Below are 16,016 nucleotides of genomic sequence, written 5' to 3'. Positions count from 1 at the left end.
GATTTATCCTTTTAAATTTTTTAATTTACCAATATCTATCGAGCCTATATTTCTAAATACAGAAACCAATATGGCCAATCCTACTGCTACTTCTGCGGCGGCTACAGCCATAGAGAAAAATACAAATACTTGCCCTTCGGCATCTTGATGGTATGTAGAGAATGCTACAAATAGTAAGTTTACTGCATTAAGCATAATTTCTATAGACATAAATACTATAATGGCATTTCTTCTATACAATACACCAAATACACCTATACTAAAAAGAATTACTGCAAGATAGATGTAATTTTCTATACCAATTTCATTTAAAATATTGTTCATATTATTTCCCTGGTTTTTCTTTTTTAGACAATAATACTGCTCCAATCATAGCTGTAAGTAGTAGTATAGAAGCATATTCAAATGGTACTAAATACTCATTAAGCAATACTTTTCCTAGCTTTTTAATCGATTGAAAATCTTCTCCAAAGTTGTCGTATCTATCTATTGTGCCTGCAACAGGGTCAGAATTGATAAATATTAATATTAAAATAATGCACGTAAGTGAGAACAAAATAATCGCTACAAGTCGAGTAACTCTTGGTCTATGTACTTCGTGTTCTTTATTTAAATCCATGAGCATGATAGTATATAGTATAAGTACCATAATAGCACCAGCGTATACTATAATTTGTACTATAGCTAAAAACTGAGAGTTAAATAATAAAAAATGCCCACCTATACTCATCATACATACAACTAAATAGATAGCACTATGTATAGGGTTTCGTGTAAACACGGCCAAAAAAGCCATAGATAGCGTAATTGCCGATAGAATATAAAAAATTATTAATACTGTAGACATTAGTTTACTGAGTTTTGTTGGGTATTACGAATTGCCATTTCTAAAGGCATTACTAATTTGTCTTTGCCAAAAATAAAGTCTTCTCTATGGTATTGAGCAGGTACCAATTCTTTTGAAATGGTTAGATAAATGGCGTCTTTAGGGCAAGCCTCTTCACAAAGACCACAAAATATACAACGAAGCATGTTTATTTCATAAATTTCGGCATATTTTTCTTCTCTGTATAAATGCTCCTCACCTGGTTTTCTTTCTGCGGCTTTCATTGTTATAGCTTCGGCAGGGCATGATAAAGCACATAGCCCACAAGCAGTACAATTTTCTCTTCCTTGACTGTCTCTTTTTAGCATGTGTCGTCCGCGATATACTGGGCTAAAAGGTCTTACTTGGTCTGGATATTGTATAGTTGCTTTTTTCTTAAAAAAGTGTTTTATAGTAATCCATAATCCTTTTATTATAGCAATCAGGTATAATTTTTCTAAAAAAGTCATTTCTTTTTTAGAAACTTCTTTTTTACTTCCCGAGAGTGATATTGTTTGTAATGATGACATGTTCTGTAATTATTTAAAATCCTAAAAAGGCAAAAATTTCACTTCTTAACAATACAATTCCTGTAATTACGATATTTATAATACCTAGTGGAATTAATATTTTCCATCCTAAATGCATTAATTGATCGTATCTAAATCTTGGTATTGTCCAACGTACCCACATAAAAAAGAATATAAAAAAGCATAATTTTACAAATAATGCTAACATTCCTAATAGATTTCCTGCATTGTTACCCCAATGTTCTATTACCCAAGACATACCAGGGTAGTTGTATCCTCCAAAAAATAATACTGATATTATGGTAGCAGAAATAAACATATTGGCATATTCTGCAAATAGGTAAAATCCCATTTTCATAGAAGAATATTCTGTATGATATCCGCCAATAAGCTCTGATTCACATTCTGCTAAGTCAAAAGGTGTTCTGTTGGTTTCTGCAAAGGCACAAATTAAGAATATCAAAAACGATAATGGTTGGTAAAATACATTCCAATGTAATCCAGATTGTTGTTGTGCAATTTCTTTAAGACTCAATGTGCCTGTCATCATTAATAAAGCAATGATAGACAGTCCCATAGCTACTTCGTATGACACCATTTGAGATGCAGCACGAACAGCTCCCATGAGTGAGAATTTATTGTTTGATGCCCAACCACCAATCATAATACCATATACTCCAATAGATACAATACCAAAAACATACAAAATAGACACATCTATATCTGTAGCTTGTAATATTACGGTTCTACCAAATAATTCTAATTTGTCTCCCCAAGGTATTACTGCGCTGGTAATGAGTGCTGTACTCATCGCTATGGCTGGCCCTGTAAAAAACAAAATTCTATTGGGTGTATTGGGTTCAAATTCTTCTTTTGCAAATAGTTTTAAACCATCGGCAAGTGGTTGTAATAATCCTCCCCAACCTGCTCTGTTTGGACCTATACGATCTTGTAAATAGGCGGCTACTTTACGCTCTGCCCATGTAGAATACATTGCCATAATCATAGTAAAGACAAATACAGCAACTATAACAACGCTTTTTTCAATAATTAACGCACTATCCATTTCTTATTGTTTTTTTTGATTGTTAAAAGGTATTTGTGCCATACTGATCTTTTTACGGTCTTGCTCTCTACCTTCAAGTATTCCTTTTTCGGTATTCATAATTACTTTTTCCATAGGGCGTGTGTAATTATTTTGGTTTATTACCGAATCTTTTTCAAATTTTCTTGGTCCTTCAATTACCCAATCGGTAACTTCTTTTTTGTCAAATCGGCACGTATTACAAATAAAATCTTCTACCTCATGATAAATGTCTTTTCTTGCGGTAACACGTTGAATTTCATTTCCAAACATCCACAATGTTGCCTTGCCACAACACTCAGGGTTCTCACAATTTCTATGTGCGTTGAAAGGTTTGTTAAACCATACTCTCGATTTGAAACGAAATGTTTTATCGGTCAATGCTCCCACAGGGCAAACATCTATCATATTTCCTGAAAAATCATTATCGATAGCCGCTGCAACATAGGTAGAAATTTGAGCGTGGTCGCCACGATTTAATACACCGTGTACTCTATAATCGGTTAATTGTTCGGCAACTTGTACACAGCGTTGGCAAAGTATACAACGGTTCATGTGAAGTTGTATTTTGTCGCCTATATTTTCTGGCTCAAAAGTTCTTTTATCTTCTATAAACCTAGATTGCGCTTTGCCATGTTCAAAACTCAAGTTTTGTAAATCACATTCGCCTGCTTGATCGCATACAGGGCAATCCAAAGGGTGATTTATAAGTAAAAATTCGGTAACGGCTTTTCGAGCTTCGGTTACTCTTTCAGATGATTTGCTTGCTACTTCCATGCCGTCCATACAGCCTGTTACACATGAGGCAACAAGTTTTGGCATAGGACGTGGATCTGCATCACTGCCTTTGGTTACTTCAACCAAACAACAACGGCATTTTCCACCTGTTTTTTCCAATTTCGAATAATAACACATGGCTGGCGGAACTGATTCTCCACCAATCATACGAGCAGCTTGCAGAATGGTCGTTCCTGGTGCTACTTCAATTTCTTGACCGTCTATGGTTACTTTCATTATCTATTTTTGTTTTTTTAGTTTCAAGTTTAATGTTTCATGCTATAAAACTTGAAACTAAAAAAACTTGAAACCTGAAACTATTTTATATCTCTTGTTTTACTACTAAATGCTTTACTTTTTCAAAAGGTTCAGTCACAAAATGATTTCTATTTTTTACTTTTTCTGGAAAACGAATATGGTATTCAAATTCATCTCTAAAATGACGTATTGCTGCAGCTACAGGCCAAGAAGCTGCATCACCTAATGGACAAATTGTGTTTCCTTCAATTTTAGATTGAATGCTCCAAAGTAATTCGATGTCTTCTTCACGTCCTTCTCCATTTTCAATTCGCCACAATACTTTTTCCAACCAACCTGTTCCTTCGCGACATGGTGTACATTGTCCACACGATTCATGGTGGTAAAAACGCGAAAAATTCCATGTGTTTCGTACAATACACGCTCTATCATCATAAACAATAAATCCGCCAGAACCTAGCATAGAACCTGTAGCAAAACCACCATCTGAAAGGCTTTCATAGGTCATTAATCGGTCATCGCCATTGGCTGTTTTATAGATAAGATGAGCGGGTAAAATTGGCACAGAACTTCCGCCAGGCACCAATGCCTTTAGCGGTCTATCGGTTTCCATTCCGCCACAGTATTCATCAGAATTCATAAATTCATATACAGATAAACCTAGTTCAATTTCATATACACCTGGTTTTTTAATGTTACCAGATGCAGAAATGAGTTTGGTTCCTGTAGAACGTTCTTTTCCTATGGCGGCATAATCAGCCCCAGAGTTATTGATAATCCACGGTACTGCCGATATAGATTCTACATTATTTACAACGGTTGGATTTTGCCAAAGACCTTTTACCGCAGGAAAAGGTGGTTTAAGTCTTGGGTTTCCACGTTTACCTTCTAAGCTTTCAATGAGCGCGGTTTCTTCGCCACAAATGTAAGCACCGCCTCCTATTTGAACATGTACTTCTAGGTCGTAGCCTGTTCCTAAAATATTTTTTCCTAACCAGCCTGCGGCTTTAGCTTCGGCAATTGCTCTTTCTAGGGTTTTGTATACCCACATATATTCTCCACGAATATAAATGTACGAAAGGTTAGCACCTAGAGCATAGCTTGATACAATCATTCCTTCTATTAATAGATGCGGAATGTATTCCATTAAATATCTGTCTTTGAAAGTTCCTGGTTCAGATTCGTCTGCATTACAAACTAAATGTCTTGGATTTCCTGATTTTTTATCAATAAAACTCCATTTCATTCCTACAGGGAAACCTGCTCCACCACGACCTCGAAGTCCAGAAGTTTTTACCTCTTCTACTACTTCATCTGGTGAGAGTGATTTTAAGGCTTTTTCTACAGAAGAATAACCGCCTTCTCTGCGGTATACTTCATAAGTTTTTATGCCTGGAACATTTATTTTGTCTAATAATATTTTTCTTCCCATGATACTATTTATCGTGTAAAGTTATTTTCCCCGCTTTACAATCGTCAATTAATTGATCGATTTTTTCTTTTGTTAAATGCTCTTGAAAGAAATCTCCCAATTGCATCATTGGGGCATATCCGCAAGCACCTAAACATTCTACGCCACGTACTTCAAACATCATATCTGGGGTAGGTTGCCCTACTTTAACTCCCAATTTCTCACAGGTGTAATCCATTAAATCTTCTACACCGCGTTGGCAACAAGGAGATGTTTGACAAAATTCAAACATATATTTACCAATAGGACGTTGATTAAACATGGTATAAAAAGTTACCACTTCATACACTTCAATTGGTTTAATACTAAGTATTTCGGCTACTTTATTTTGAAGTTCAATACTCAACCAATTATCGTGAGCATCTTGTACTTCGTGTAAAACAGGTAAAAGTGCTGATTTTTGTTTTCCTTCAGGATAATGACTAATCAATTCGTTAATACGCTCCATCAATTGAGGCGTAATATTAATTTCCTGAGTGTAGTGTTTATGTTGATTGTGTTCCATAACTCTAAGCGTCCAATTCGCCTGCAATTACATTTAAACTAGATAATATTACAATGGCATCAGAAAGCATTCCGCCTTTTATCATATCAGAATAAGCTTGATAATAAATAAAACAAGGTCTTCTAAAATGTAGTCTATAAGGAGTACGGCTTCCGTCGGAAATTAAATAGAAACCAAGTTCGCCGTTGGCGCCTTCTACCGCATGATAAATTTCGTCTACAGGCACAGGTACTTCTCCCATTACTATTTTAAAATGATAAATAAGACTTTCCATATTGTGGTATACATCTTCTTTTGGTGGAAGATAGTAATCGGGTACATCGGCATGGTATGAACCTTCTGGTAATTTTTCTAATGCCTGACGAATGATGCGTAAACTTTCCCAAACTTCGGCATTTCTTACACAAAAACGGTCGTAAGTATCTCCAGATTTTCCTACTGGTATATCAAAATCAAAGTCTTCGTATGATGAGTAAGGTTGTGCTTTACGCACATCGTAATCTATTCCTGCAGCTCTAAGATTTGGACCTGTAAGACCATATTGCATAGCTTTTTCTACAGAAATTGGACCTACATTTACGGTACGGTCAATAAAAATTCGGTTTCTTTCGAAAAGATTTTCAAATTCTTTCCAAACTTTTGGAAATTCTTCCAAAAAGGTATTTAGTTTTTTGAAAGCTTCATCGCTCCATTCTCTTTCAAATCCACCTATTCTACCCATATTGGTTGTTAGTCTAGCGCCACAAATTTCTTCGTATATTTCATATATTTTTTCTCTATATTGAAATACGTATAAAAATCCTGTATAGGCTCCAGTATCAACTCCTAAAATTGAATTACAAATAATGTGGTCTGCAATACGAGCCAATTCCATAACGATAACTCGCAAATATTGCGCACGTTTTGGTACTTCTATATTCAATAATTTTTCAACAGTCATTAACCACCCCATGTTGTTTATTGGCGACGAACAATAGTTCATACGGTCTGTGAGTGGTGTTATTTGATAAAAAGCACGGTTTTCGGCAATTTTTTCAAATGCTCTGTGTATGTATCCTATAGTAGGTTCGGCATCAAGAATGCGTTCGCCATCCATAAGAAGTATATTTTGGAAAATACCATGTGTAGCTGGGTGAGTTGGTCCTAAATTAAGAATAGAGAGCTCACTACCATCTTCATTTTTGGTTTTTTCTATAATTTTAGCATATCGATGCTCTGGTGGTAATAATAGTTCTGACATTAGTATAATGTGAAAAATTATATTTTATAATGTTGTAGTTGGTATTCTACCAAAGAAACGGTCATCTTTGTCGGTTCTTCCTTGATCTTCTAGTGGGAATTCTTTTCTTAATGGATGAGATTCCATTTCATCCATATTTAAAATACGTTTCAATTGAGGATGTCCTTTAAAAGTAATTCCAAAAAAGTCAAAAGTTTCACGCTCCATCCAATTTGCAGTAAGAAATAAGTCTGTAATAGTTTGTATTTCTGGGTTTGAAGCAGGAAGAAATGTGCGTACTCGAATTCGTGTATTTTCAATCCAATTGTGCAATAGGTATACTACTTCAAATTGATGATTTTCATCATTATCTGGAAAATGAACACCACATAAATCGGTTAAAAAATGAAAGTTCAAATCGGGTTGTTCTTTCAAAAATTGTATTACTTCATGGGTAAAATCTGAAGTAGCTTCAAAAGAAAACACATCTCTTTTCATTTCAAAATTCAGCACATTGTTGCCAAACTTTTGAGATAATTTTTCTTGTATGTATGCCGTTTCTAAAGCCATGTTATATATTATAAGAAGCTAATAATTCTTTGTATTCAGGCGAATTTCTTCTGCGAACAGATTCGTTTTTAACCAATTCTTGTAATTGCATAACGCCGTCTACTATTTGTTCGGGTCTTGGCGGACAACCAGGCACATATACATCTACAGGGATTACCTTGTCTATACCTTGTAATACCGAATAAGTATCGAAAATACCACCTGAAGTAGCGCAAGCACCTACTGCAATAACCCATTTTGGCTCTGCCATTTGTTCGTATACTTGACGTAGTATTGGAGCCATTTTTTTAGAAATAGTTCCCATTACTAGTAGCATATCGGCTTGTCTAGGAGAAAAGCTATTGCGCTCCATGCCAAAACGTGCTAAATCGTAGTGCGAAGCCATAGTTGCCATAAACTCAATACCGCAACATGAGGTAGCAAAAGGCAAAGGCCATAAAGAGTTTGCACGTGCCAAACCTACTACATCGCTTAGTTTTGTAGCAAAAAATCCTTCGCCAGCATAACCGTCTGGAGGGGCTACCATATTTGGTTTTGTTGTACTCATTTTTTAATTAGTCATTAAAAATTTTTACAAATTTATTCCCATTCTAAAGCACGTTTTTTAATGATATAAAGAAACCCTATCATTAAAAGTGCCATAAAAATTATCATTTTTACTAATCCTTCTACACCTAAATCTCTAAAATTTACTGCCCAAGGGTATAGAAATATTACTTCTACATCAAACAGTACAAATAAAATAGCGACCAAAAAATATTTTATCGAAAATGGAATGCGCGCATTTCCTATAGATTCTATACCACATTCAAAATTTTTATCCTTACTTTTAGAATGTCTTTTTGGCCCTAAAAGGTTGGAAATAAATATTGTACCTACTACAAAACCCACAGAAAGCCCAATTTGCATAAGTATTGGGATATAATCTAGTTGATTAGATTGCATACTCAAAATTTATATATATAAAATTAGCCACAAATATACGGCGGTTAATTTAATTAGCAATAATCAAAAGCAAAAGTTGCCACTCAAAATTTATTTATATTAATTCTAAATAATTTTATTTTTCAAAAAAAATGCTCTGGAATTTTCCAGAGCATGAGTCATTAGGCAATTTAAAATAAATATATTATTCTATCACTGTTACTTGAGCAGCTACTTTACCTTTTCTACCTTCTTCTTCCTGATAAGATACTTTGTCACCTTCGTTAAGCGACTCAGAGTTTATACCAGTGGCATGAACGAAAATGTCATTTCCAGTTTCGTCATCTGTAATGAATCCATAACCTTTAGATTCATTGAAAAATTTTACTTTTCCTGTTTGCATTTTAAAAAAATAATTAATTGTTCTCAAAGATAAACTTTTTTTCAAAAAACAATCTATAAAAATGAAATATTTTTAAAAAATGTAATTTTTCATTTAAAACTTTTCAATTTTAAATTGCGAATTATCCAAACTATCTAAACTATTTTATAGATGTTTTTATTTAATTACTGTTTTTAATGCTAATTACTTCATTTATTGTAACAAAAGCTAAAAATTGTTAAAAAATAAAAAACAAAGGAAACTTTTTTGGTATTTAAAGTTTCCTTTTTATTTTTGTACCCAAAATAAAAGTATAGAAATTTAAGGTTATATAAGTAAATATCATTATGAAAGACAAAATCATCAAAAAGGCTACCGATATGTTCTTGAAATTAGGTTTCAAGAGTGTTACTATGGATGATATTGCTTGTGAAATGTGTATTTCAAAAAAAACAATTTACAAATATTTTAGCAATAAAGAAGCTTTGGTTGAAGAAGGAACCGAAGTTGTGCATAGAAAAATTCATGCTCTTATGGATACTGTAATTGCTAAAAATTATAACGCAATTGAAGAAAATTTTGAAATGCGAAAAATGTTTAAAGAGATGTTTCAATCTTTTGATCATTCACCAGCATATCAATTAAAAAAACATTATCCAGAAATTTACGAGAAAATGATTGCCAATGAAATGGAAGATTGTAATACAATGTTTTCTCAAAACATAAGAAAAGGTATCTTGCAAGGTTTGTATAGGCCTGATACTGATGTAGATGCTGCAACTCAGTTTTATTACACCTTGATATTTTCTATTAATGAAAATACTGTATTGGAAAGCGAAGCTTTTATACTCGAAGGCAAAGCTTTAGAATATCATACTAGAGCCATTGCAACCCCAAAAGGTATTGAAGAGCTCGAAAAACAATTGTTAAATCTTACTACATAATCATCAATCAAAAAGCTGTAAAAATCAGCAAACTCTAAAAAACAAAATGTAACAAATGAAACAGAAAATTTTATTAACCGCAATGCTATTTGCTTCTTTGGTTCAAGCCCAAGAGCTTAAGAGTTATTCTTTTTCTCTAAAAGAAGCCATAGAGTATGCTATACAAAATAACTATTCGGCTATAAATGCAAATAGAGATGTAGAAGCGGCAAAACAAAAAAAATGGGAAACAACAACAATGGGTTTACCCCAAATTAATGGTTCGGTTGCTTACCAAAACGCATTTAGACTTCAAAAATCGATAATTGGTTTTGGAGGAGTTCCGGTAGAACTAGCTATGGGAGAGTACAATACTATGGATAGTAAGCTTACACTAAGCCAACTTATTTTTGATGGTTCGTATTTGGTAGGATTGCAATCTGCTAAAACGTATTTAAAAATTTCGGAAAATGCCAAAATAAAAACAAACAACGAGCTAAAAGAAATTGTAATAAGCTCTTATGGAAATGTTTTATTGGCAGAAGAAAGCATTCAAATTTTGCAAAAAAACAAAGCAATCTTAGAAAAAACACTTTCTGATACCAAAGAAATTTACAAAAACGGATTGATAGAAGAAGAAAATGTAGAACAGCTTCAAATTACATTAGCTTCTATTAATAGCGGTTTAGAAAATGTAAAAAGACAAAAGAATATTGCCAATGATATGCTCAAGTTAATTTTGGGAATAGACCTGTCTAGCGAGTTAAAACTTACTGATAAACTCGATACATTAACCACAACAAATCTAGATTTAGCTTTGCTGAAAGAAGATTTTGATGTAAAAAATAATATTGACTATCAAATAGGTAAAAACCTTCAAACAAGTAAAGAGCTTTTGTTAAAACTAGAAAGAAGTAAAGCTTTACCATCATTGGGCGCTTCTATAAATTATGGTGCAAATACCTTTGGTAGCAGATTTACTATGTTTAATGGTGATCAAAAATGGAATAATTATTCCAATATAGGTATAGGTTTAAACGTTCCTATTTTTAGTAGCTTTGGTAGAAGTGCTCGTGCACAGCAAGCCAAAATTGCTGTAGAGCAAGCCAAAACTCAACTTACAGAAACAGAACAAAGGTTGAAACTGCAATTTGAAAAAGCAAAAAGCGATTATGAATTTAGTATAGAACAACTTACTACATCAAAAAACAACTTAAAACTTGCAGAGCGCATCGAAACTAAAAATCAAGTAAAATTTAAAGAAGGACTTGCTTCTAGTTTTGATTTAACCAAAGCACAAGAGCAACTATATACAGCACAGCAAAACTACTTGCAAGCCATGCTCGATGTAATAAACAAAAGAGCTACTTTAGAAAAAATAATAAACAAAAACTAACCCATAATATGAAAAAAATAGTATCCATTACAGCCTTATCTTTGTTGCTTTTTTCTTGCGGAAGTAAAGAAAATAATCAATCTATAGATGAACTTATAAAAGCTAAAAACACCAAAGAACTTCAGGCAAAAAAAGCGCTTATTCAGGCAGATTTAGCAAAAATAGACGATGCGCTTGCCACACTCGAAGTAAAACAAGATGAAGCATTAGTTTCTGTAGCAACACTTAAAGACACATTGTTTAACCATTATTTGGAAGTACAAGGTAATGTAAATACCAAAGAAAATATATTAATTCAGCCAGAGTTTAGTGGTACATTAACTTCTCTTACCGTAAAAGCCGGACAAAGAGTTTCCAAAGGTCAAATTCTTGGTAGAGTAGATGATGCAGGAATGAGCCAACAATTAGCCAGTTTGGAAAACCAATACGCTTTGGCAAAAACATCGTTTGAAAGGCAAAAAAATCTTTGGGATAAAAAAATTGGTTCCGAAATACAATTTCTTCAAGCGCAAACGCAAATGGTATCTGCTCAAAAAGGAGTAGCACAAATGAAAGCGCAACTGGCGAAAACAGTTATTCGTGCGCCATTTACAGGTACTATTGACGAAGTTTTTGTAGAAAAAGGTCAAGTTGTAGCACCAAGCCCACAAGGATTAATGCGTATTGTAAACTTAAGCAATATGTATGTTTCTACCACAGTGCCAGAAACATATATAGGTAAACTAAAAGTTGGTACAGAGGTAGATGTATTTTTAGCATCATTAGGAAAAACATACAAAGGAAAAGTACGTCAAGTAGGTAATTTTATCAATCCAAGCAATAGAAGTTTTGGTATAGAAGTAAGTGTGCCAAACCCTGAAAATTTACTACGCCCGAACCAAGTAGCTAAACTAAAAATAATAGATTATACAAGCAAAAATTCAATTGTAGTACCTACCAATGTAGTGCAAGAAGATGGTTCGCATAACACATTTGTATTTACAGTTGTAAACATCAATGGAAAAACGGGAACAGCCAAAAAAGTTTTGGTAAAAGTTGGTAAATCATCAGACAACGTTACCGAAATACTAAGCGGTTTATCTGCCAACGATGTTATTGTAACAGATGGTATGAATGGCATTTCAGAAGGAATGAAATTGAATTTTTAGTTTATAAGTTGATGTGTTTATAAGTTTAAAAGTATAAAGATGAAAACATTTAGTTTTGAAAAACTTATTGCATGGCAGAAAGCAAGAGAGTTAGCGATAGAAATTTTTAAAATAACAAAACATTTTCCAAAAGATGAACTTTTTGGAATGACAAGTCAAATGCGAAGATGTTCGGTTTCTATTGCTTCAAACCTAGCTGAAGGTTCTGGAAGAAGTTCAATGAAAGATAAAGCTCGATTTACAGAAATATCTTTTGGATCTGCTTTAGAATTACTAAACCAAGTAATATTATCATTTGACTTTGAATACATCGAAGAGAAAAAATATATTGAAATTAGAGAAAAAATAACAGAGGTAACCTTGCTGATTGATGGTTTGTATAAATCTCAATTGCTAAAATAATTTGCTTATAAACCCATAAACAAATAACCTCATAAACTAAAAAAATATGAGTCATCAAACTAAAGAATTTAGCATATCGAGTTGGGCTGTAGACAATCGAGTTACAGTATATATACTCACATTTATGATAGTAATATTGGGTATTACAGCCTATATTACTATGCCAAGAGAAGATTTTCCAGAAATTATTGAAAACAAAGTATATATTTCTTCTATTTTTCCTGGAAATTCAGCCGAAGACGTAGAAAAATTGGTCATTAAACCTTTAGAAAAAGAGTTTAAAAACATTAGTGGTGTAGATAAAGTAACCTCAAGTTCATTTCAAGATTATGGTATGATTATCGTAGAGTTTGAAGACAAGGTTACAATAGAGCAAGCCAAACAAAAAATAAAAGATAAGGTAGACAATGCCAAAGCCGATACCGATTGGCCAAATCTAGATAATGGTAGCAAAGTAGAACCCAATGTTTTTGAATTGAATATTTCTGAAGAAGTGCCTATTCTAAATATAAATCTTCAAGGAAATTATACTACACAACAGCTAAAAAAATATGGAGAATTGCTTCAAGATGATTTAGAAGAAATATCTGAAGTAAAAAAAGTTGATATTTTGGGTGTAGATGATAAAGAAGTTGAAATAGCTGTAGATATATTCAAAATGACTGCTGCTCAAGTTACTTTTGATGAAATTCAAAATGCTATTAAATACGAAAATATGACACTTTCTGGAGGAAATCTAGTTTCTCAAGGTTCTAGAAATAATATTAGAATTGTTGGAGAAATAAAAGATCCTAAAGAACTTGAAAATGTAGTTATAAAATCATTTGGAGGAATTGTTTATCTAAAAGATATCGCAAAAATAAGTTTTAAAGAAAAAGAAAAAACTACTTACGCCCGCGAAAAAGGTACAGAAGTAGTTATGCTTAATGTGAAAAAAAGAGCAGGACAAAACATGATTTCTGCCATAGAACAAGTAAAAGAACACATAGAAAAGGCCAAAGAGACTTATTTACCAAAAAATTTAAAAATTGAATTAACCAACGATCAATCTTCACGAGTTGAACATCAAGTAGACGAATTATCAAACCACATTATTTTTGGTATTATACTGGTAATGATTGTGTTGATGTTTACTATGGGGTTACGAAACTCGTTGTTTGTTGGAGCAGCCATTCCATTATCTATGATGATTGCTTTTGCCATACTTTCGGCTATGGGATTAACCCTAAATACAATGGTTTTATTCGGACTTGTTATGGGCTTGGGTATGCTAGTAGACGACGGGATAGTAGTGGTAGACAACGTTTTTGCCAATATGAAAAAAGGAATGCCTCGTGTTAAAGCTTCCAAAATAGGTATTGGAGAAATTGCTTGGCCTGTAATCTCATCTACAGCTACAACACTTATGGCATTTTTACCTTTTGCTTTATGGCCAGGTACTATGGGTAAATTTATGAAATATTTTCCACTAACATTAACAGTTACCCTTACCGCTTCTTTGTTTGTAGCTATGGTTATTAATGCTGCTATGACAGGTGGTTCTATGGATATCGAAGACAAAAATATTTCCAAAAAATCTATAAAACGTTACACAATATTGTTTTTGGTAGTAGGTGTTTTATTTGCAGTTTTGGGTTCTAAATATACGTTTGATAACAAACTTATAAGAGGTATTGGTCACATACTATTAATATCGCTCGTATTAATGTGGGCTTATCGCTTAAAAATATTTCAGTGGACGCAAGATTTTCAGCACAATTTTTTCCCTCGAATGGAAGAAAAATACAAAGTATTTTTAGCCAAAATATTAACAGGCAAAAAAGCGTGGTATGCATTAGGAGGAATTATAGGAATGTTATTTTTATCCTTCATTTTGGTTGGAATATTCCCACGAAAAGTATTGTTTTTTCCAGAAAATATTCCAAATCAAGTAATTGCCTATATAGAATACCCACAAGGTACATCTATAGAAAAAACAAACAAAGCCACACTATTTGTAGAAAAACAAGTTATCAATATTCTACAAAAATATGTAGATCCAAAAACCAATAAAAATTTCCTTGCAGAGTCTATTGTTTCTCAAGTAGGAGTAGGAGCTGGTAATCCAAATGTAGATGCGGGTTCGGCTTCAGAAACTCCATTTAAAGGAAAAGTAACCGTAAATTTTTCGGAATATAAATTTAGACAAGGCATTAATACAGCCGATATTTTGGAAGAAATTCGAGGCAAAGTAAAAGGAATTCCAGGTGCAACAGTTACCGTTGAAAAAGATGCTAATGGGCCACCGGCGGGTTACCCTATTAGTATTCAATTAACAGGAACGGATTACGATGTAATGCTAAAAGAAGCAGATAAAATGATTGCTTATATCAATTCGAAAAACATTCCTGGAATTGAAAAGTTGAGTGTCGATGTAAATAGAGAAAGCCCAGAGCTTGAGGTAAAAGTAGATAGAGTAAATGCGGGTAGCATGGGTGTTTCTACAGGACAACTTGGTTTTACATTGCGTCGTTCCGTATATGGACAAGAAATTTCAACCTATAAAGAAGGCGATGACGATTACAATATTGTAATGCGTATGCAAGACGACCAACGTAAAAACGAAAACATTCTTTTCAATCAATCGCTTACTTTTAGAAATCCGAATAACGGACAAATGATGCAAGTGCCTGTTTCAGCAATTTCTAAAACCGATAAAACGACAACGTATAACCAAATTAAGAGAAAAAATTACAAGCGTATCATGACCGTTTATTCTAATGTATTAACAGGTTTTAACGGAAATGAAATTACGCAACAAATTCAATCAGAACTAAAAAGTTACAAATTACCAAAAACCGTAACCTATTCATTTTCTGGAGTTCAAGAAGAGCAAGGTAAAAATCAAGGATTCTTGTTTTATGCACTCTTTTTGGCAATGGCAGGTATTACGTTAATTATTGTGTTACAATTCAATTCGATATCCAAAACTCTAGTTATTTTATTTACAGTTTTGCTTAGTTTTAGCGGAGTTTTCTACGGTTATGTAATTGCCAACATGGATTTTGTAATATTAATGACCATGATGGGTATTATCTCTTTGGCAGGTATAGTGGTTAAAAACGGAATTGTATTAATGGATTTCTTTGTGCTATTGCTCGATCAAAAAGTAGCCGAAAAACAAGTAGAAAGCCACGACGATTTATCATTAGAAGAAATAAAAGAAGTAATCATCGAATCAGGAAAGTCAAGATTGCGCCCAGTATTATTAACAGCTTTAACCGCAGTTTTAGGACTAATTCCGCTCGCAATAGGTTTGAATTTTGATTTCTTTACTTTGGTTACCGATTTTAATCCGCACTTTTTTATGGGTGGAGACAACGTTGTATTCTGGGGACCATTGGCGTGGACAATTATTTTCGGATTGACTTACGCCACAGTCTTAACTTTGGTTATGGTACCCGTAATGTTTTATTTGGTAAAACGAGTTAAATATTGGCTCAGAGATAGAAGAACAGCTAGAAAACTAGCACTAGAAAACGAATAATTGCCTTAATTATAATTGTTTCTAAATTTTAATTTG

General features: G+C 33.3%; 17 protein-coding genes. 5 read left to right on the top strand and 12 right to left on the bottom strand.

The window, feature by feature from the left end:
• Window positions 1-3: 3 nt before the first annotated feature.
• The 12 genes from nuoK to Q361_RS06850 all read right to left on the bottom strand — a co-directional run bounded on the left by nuoK (window position 4) and on the right by Q361_RS06850 (window position 8,606).
• The gene (gene nuoK / locus Q361_RS06905) at window positions 4-324 is read right to left on the bottom strand and encodes an NADH-quinone oxidoreductase subunit NuoK (RefSeq protein WP_103725989.1); all 321 of its coding nucleotides are present in this window, start codon (window positions 322-324) and stop codon (window positions 4-6) included.
• Window position 325: 1 nt separating this feature from the next.
• Entirely contained in the window at window positions 326-847 is a 522-nt protein-coding gene (locus tag Q361_RS06900; RefSeq protein ID WP_103725988.1) for an NADH-quinone oxidoreductase subunit J family protein, read from the bottom strand.
• Window positions 847-1,395: a NuoI/complex I 23 kDa subunit family protein gene (locus Q361_RS06895; RefSeq protein WP_103725987.1), complete on the bottom strand. Its 549-nt coding sequence runs from the start codon at window positions 1,393-1,395 to the stop codon at window positions 847-849. The genes Q361_RS06900 and Q361_RS06895 overlap by 1 nt, the downstream gene beginning before the upstream one ends.
• A gap of 13 nt (window positions 1,396-1,408) precedes the next feature.
• Complete coding sequence (nuoH, locus tag Q361_RS06890; RefSeq protein ID WP_103725986.1) at window positions 1,409-2,461, bottom strand: NADH-quinone oxidoreductase subunit NuoH; 1,053 nt, start codon at window positions 2,459-2,461, stop codon at window positions 1,409-1,411.
• A 3-nt stretch (window positions 2,462-2,464) separates the two neighbouring features.
• Window positions 2,465-3,493, bottom strand: a complete 1,029-nt coding sequence (locus Q361_RS06885; RefSeq protein WP_103725985.1) for a 2Fe-2S iron-sulfur cluster-binding protein — start codon at window positions 3,491-3,493, stop codon at window positions 2,465-2,467.
• Window positions 3,494-3,578: 85 nt separating this feature from the next.
• Entirely contained in the window at window positions 3,579-4,946 is a 1,368-nt protein-coding gene (gene nuoF, locus Q361_RS06880) for an NADH-quinone oxidoreductase subunit NuoF (protein ID WP_103725984.1), read from the bottom strand.
• A 4-nt stretch (window positions 4,947-4,950) separates the two neighbouring features.
• Window positions 4,951-5,490, bottom strand: coding sequence for a complex I 24 kDa subunit family protein (locus tag Q361_RS06875; RefSeq protein WP_103725983.1), 540 nt, complete (start codon window positions 5,488-5,490; stop codon window positions 4,951-4,953).
• Window positions 5,491-5,494: 4 nt separating this feature from the next.
• Window positions 5,495-6,730: an NADH dehydrogenase (quinone) subunit D gene (nuoD, locus tag Q361_RS06870; RefSeq protein WP_103725982.1), complete on the bottom strand. Its 1,236-nt coding sequence runs from the start codon at window positions 6,728-6,730 to the stop codon at window positions 5,495-5,497.
• 24 nt (window positions 6,731-6,754) lie between these two features.
• The gene (locus Q361_RS06865; RefSeq protein ID WP_103725981.1) at window positions 6,755-7,279 is read right to left on the bottom strand and encodes an NADH-quinone oxidoreductase subunit C; all 525 of its coding nucleotides are present in this window, start codon (window positions 7,277-7,279) and stop codon (window positions 6,755-6,757) included.
• A 1-nt stretch (window position 7,280) separates the two neighbouring features.
• Window positions 7,281-7,826: an NADH-quinone oxidoreductase subunit B gene (locus tag Q361_RS06860; RefSeq protein ID WP_103725980.1), complete on the bottom strand. Its 546-nt coding sequence runs from the start codon at window positions 7,824-7,826 to the stop codon at window positions 7,281-7,283.
• A gap of 32 nt (window positions 7,827-7,858) precedes the next feature.
• A complete protein-coding gene (locus tag Q361_RS06855; RefSeq protein WP_103725979.1) occupies window positions 7,859-8,224 on the bottom strand; it encodes an NADH-quinone oxidoreductase subunit A in 366 nt (121 codons plus the stop codon).
• A 184-nt stretch (window positions 8,225-8,408) separates the two neighbouring features.
• Window positions 8,409-8,606: a cold-shock protein gene (locus tag Q361_RS06850; RefSeq protein ID WP_103726010.1), complete on the bottom strand. Its 198-nt coding sequence runs from the start codon at window positions 8,604-8,606 to the stop codon at window positions 8,409-8,411.
• A gap of 326 nt (window positions 8,607-8,932) precedes the next feature.
• Here Q361_RS06850 and Q361_RS06845 point away from each other — a divergent pair, with 326 nt between their 5' ends.
• The 5 genes from Q361_RS06845 to Q361_RS06825 are packed head-to-tail and all read left to right on the top strand — an operon-like array spanning window position 8,933 to window position 15,980.
• Window positions 8,933-9,529, top strand: coding sequence for a TetR/AcrR family transcriptional regulator (locus Q361_RS06845; RefSeq protein ID WP_103725978.1), 597 nt, complete (start codon window positions 8,933-8,935; stop codon window positions 9,527-9,529).
• A gap of 55 nt (window positions 9,530-9,584) precedes the next feature.
• Window positions 9,585-10,904 carry a TolC family protein gene (locus tag Q361_RS06840; protein WP_103725977.1) on the top strand — a complete coding sequence of 440 codons (1,320 nt, stop codon included), beginning with the start codon at window positions 9,585-9,587 and terminating at the stop codon, window positions 10,902-10,904.
• A gap of 8 nt (window positions 10,905-10,912) precedes the next feature.
• On the top strand, window positions 10,913-12,052 hold the full coding sequence (locus Q361_RS06835; RefSeq protein ID WP_103725976.1) for an efflux RND transporter periplasmic adaptor subunit: 1,140 nt from the start codon (window positions 10,913-10,915) through the stop codon (window positions 12,050-12,052).
• A gap of 39 nt (window positions 12,053-12,091) precedes the next feature.
• Window positions 12,092-12,454: a four helix bundle protein gene (locus Q361_RS06830; protein ID WP_103725975.1), complete on the top strand. Its 363-nt coding sequence runs from the start codon at window positions 12,092-12,094 to the stop codon at window positions 12,452-12,454.
• Window positions 12,455-12,500: 46 nt separating this feature from the next.
• On the top strand, window positions 12,501-15,980 hold the full coding sequence (locus Q361_RS06825; protein ID WP_103725974.1) for an efflux RND transporter permease subunit: 3,480 nt from the start codon (window positions 12,501-12,503) through the stop codon (window positions 15,978-15,980).
• Window positions 15,981-16,016: the final 36 nt, after the last annotated feature.

The sequence above is a fragment of the Flavobacterium croceum DSM 17960 genome (assembly GCF_002917885.1).
In the GTDB taxonomy this organism is placed as follows: Bacteria; Bacteroidota; Bacteroidia; order Flavobacteriales; family Flavobacteriaceae; genus Flavobacterium; species Flavobacterium croceum.
The sequence above is the reverse complement of the archived record's forward strand: the minus strand, read 5'-3'. Positions and strand labels throughout refer to the sequence as shown.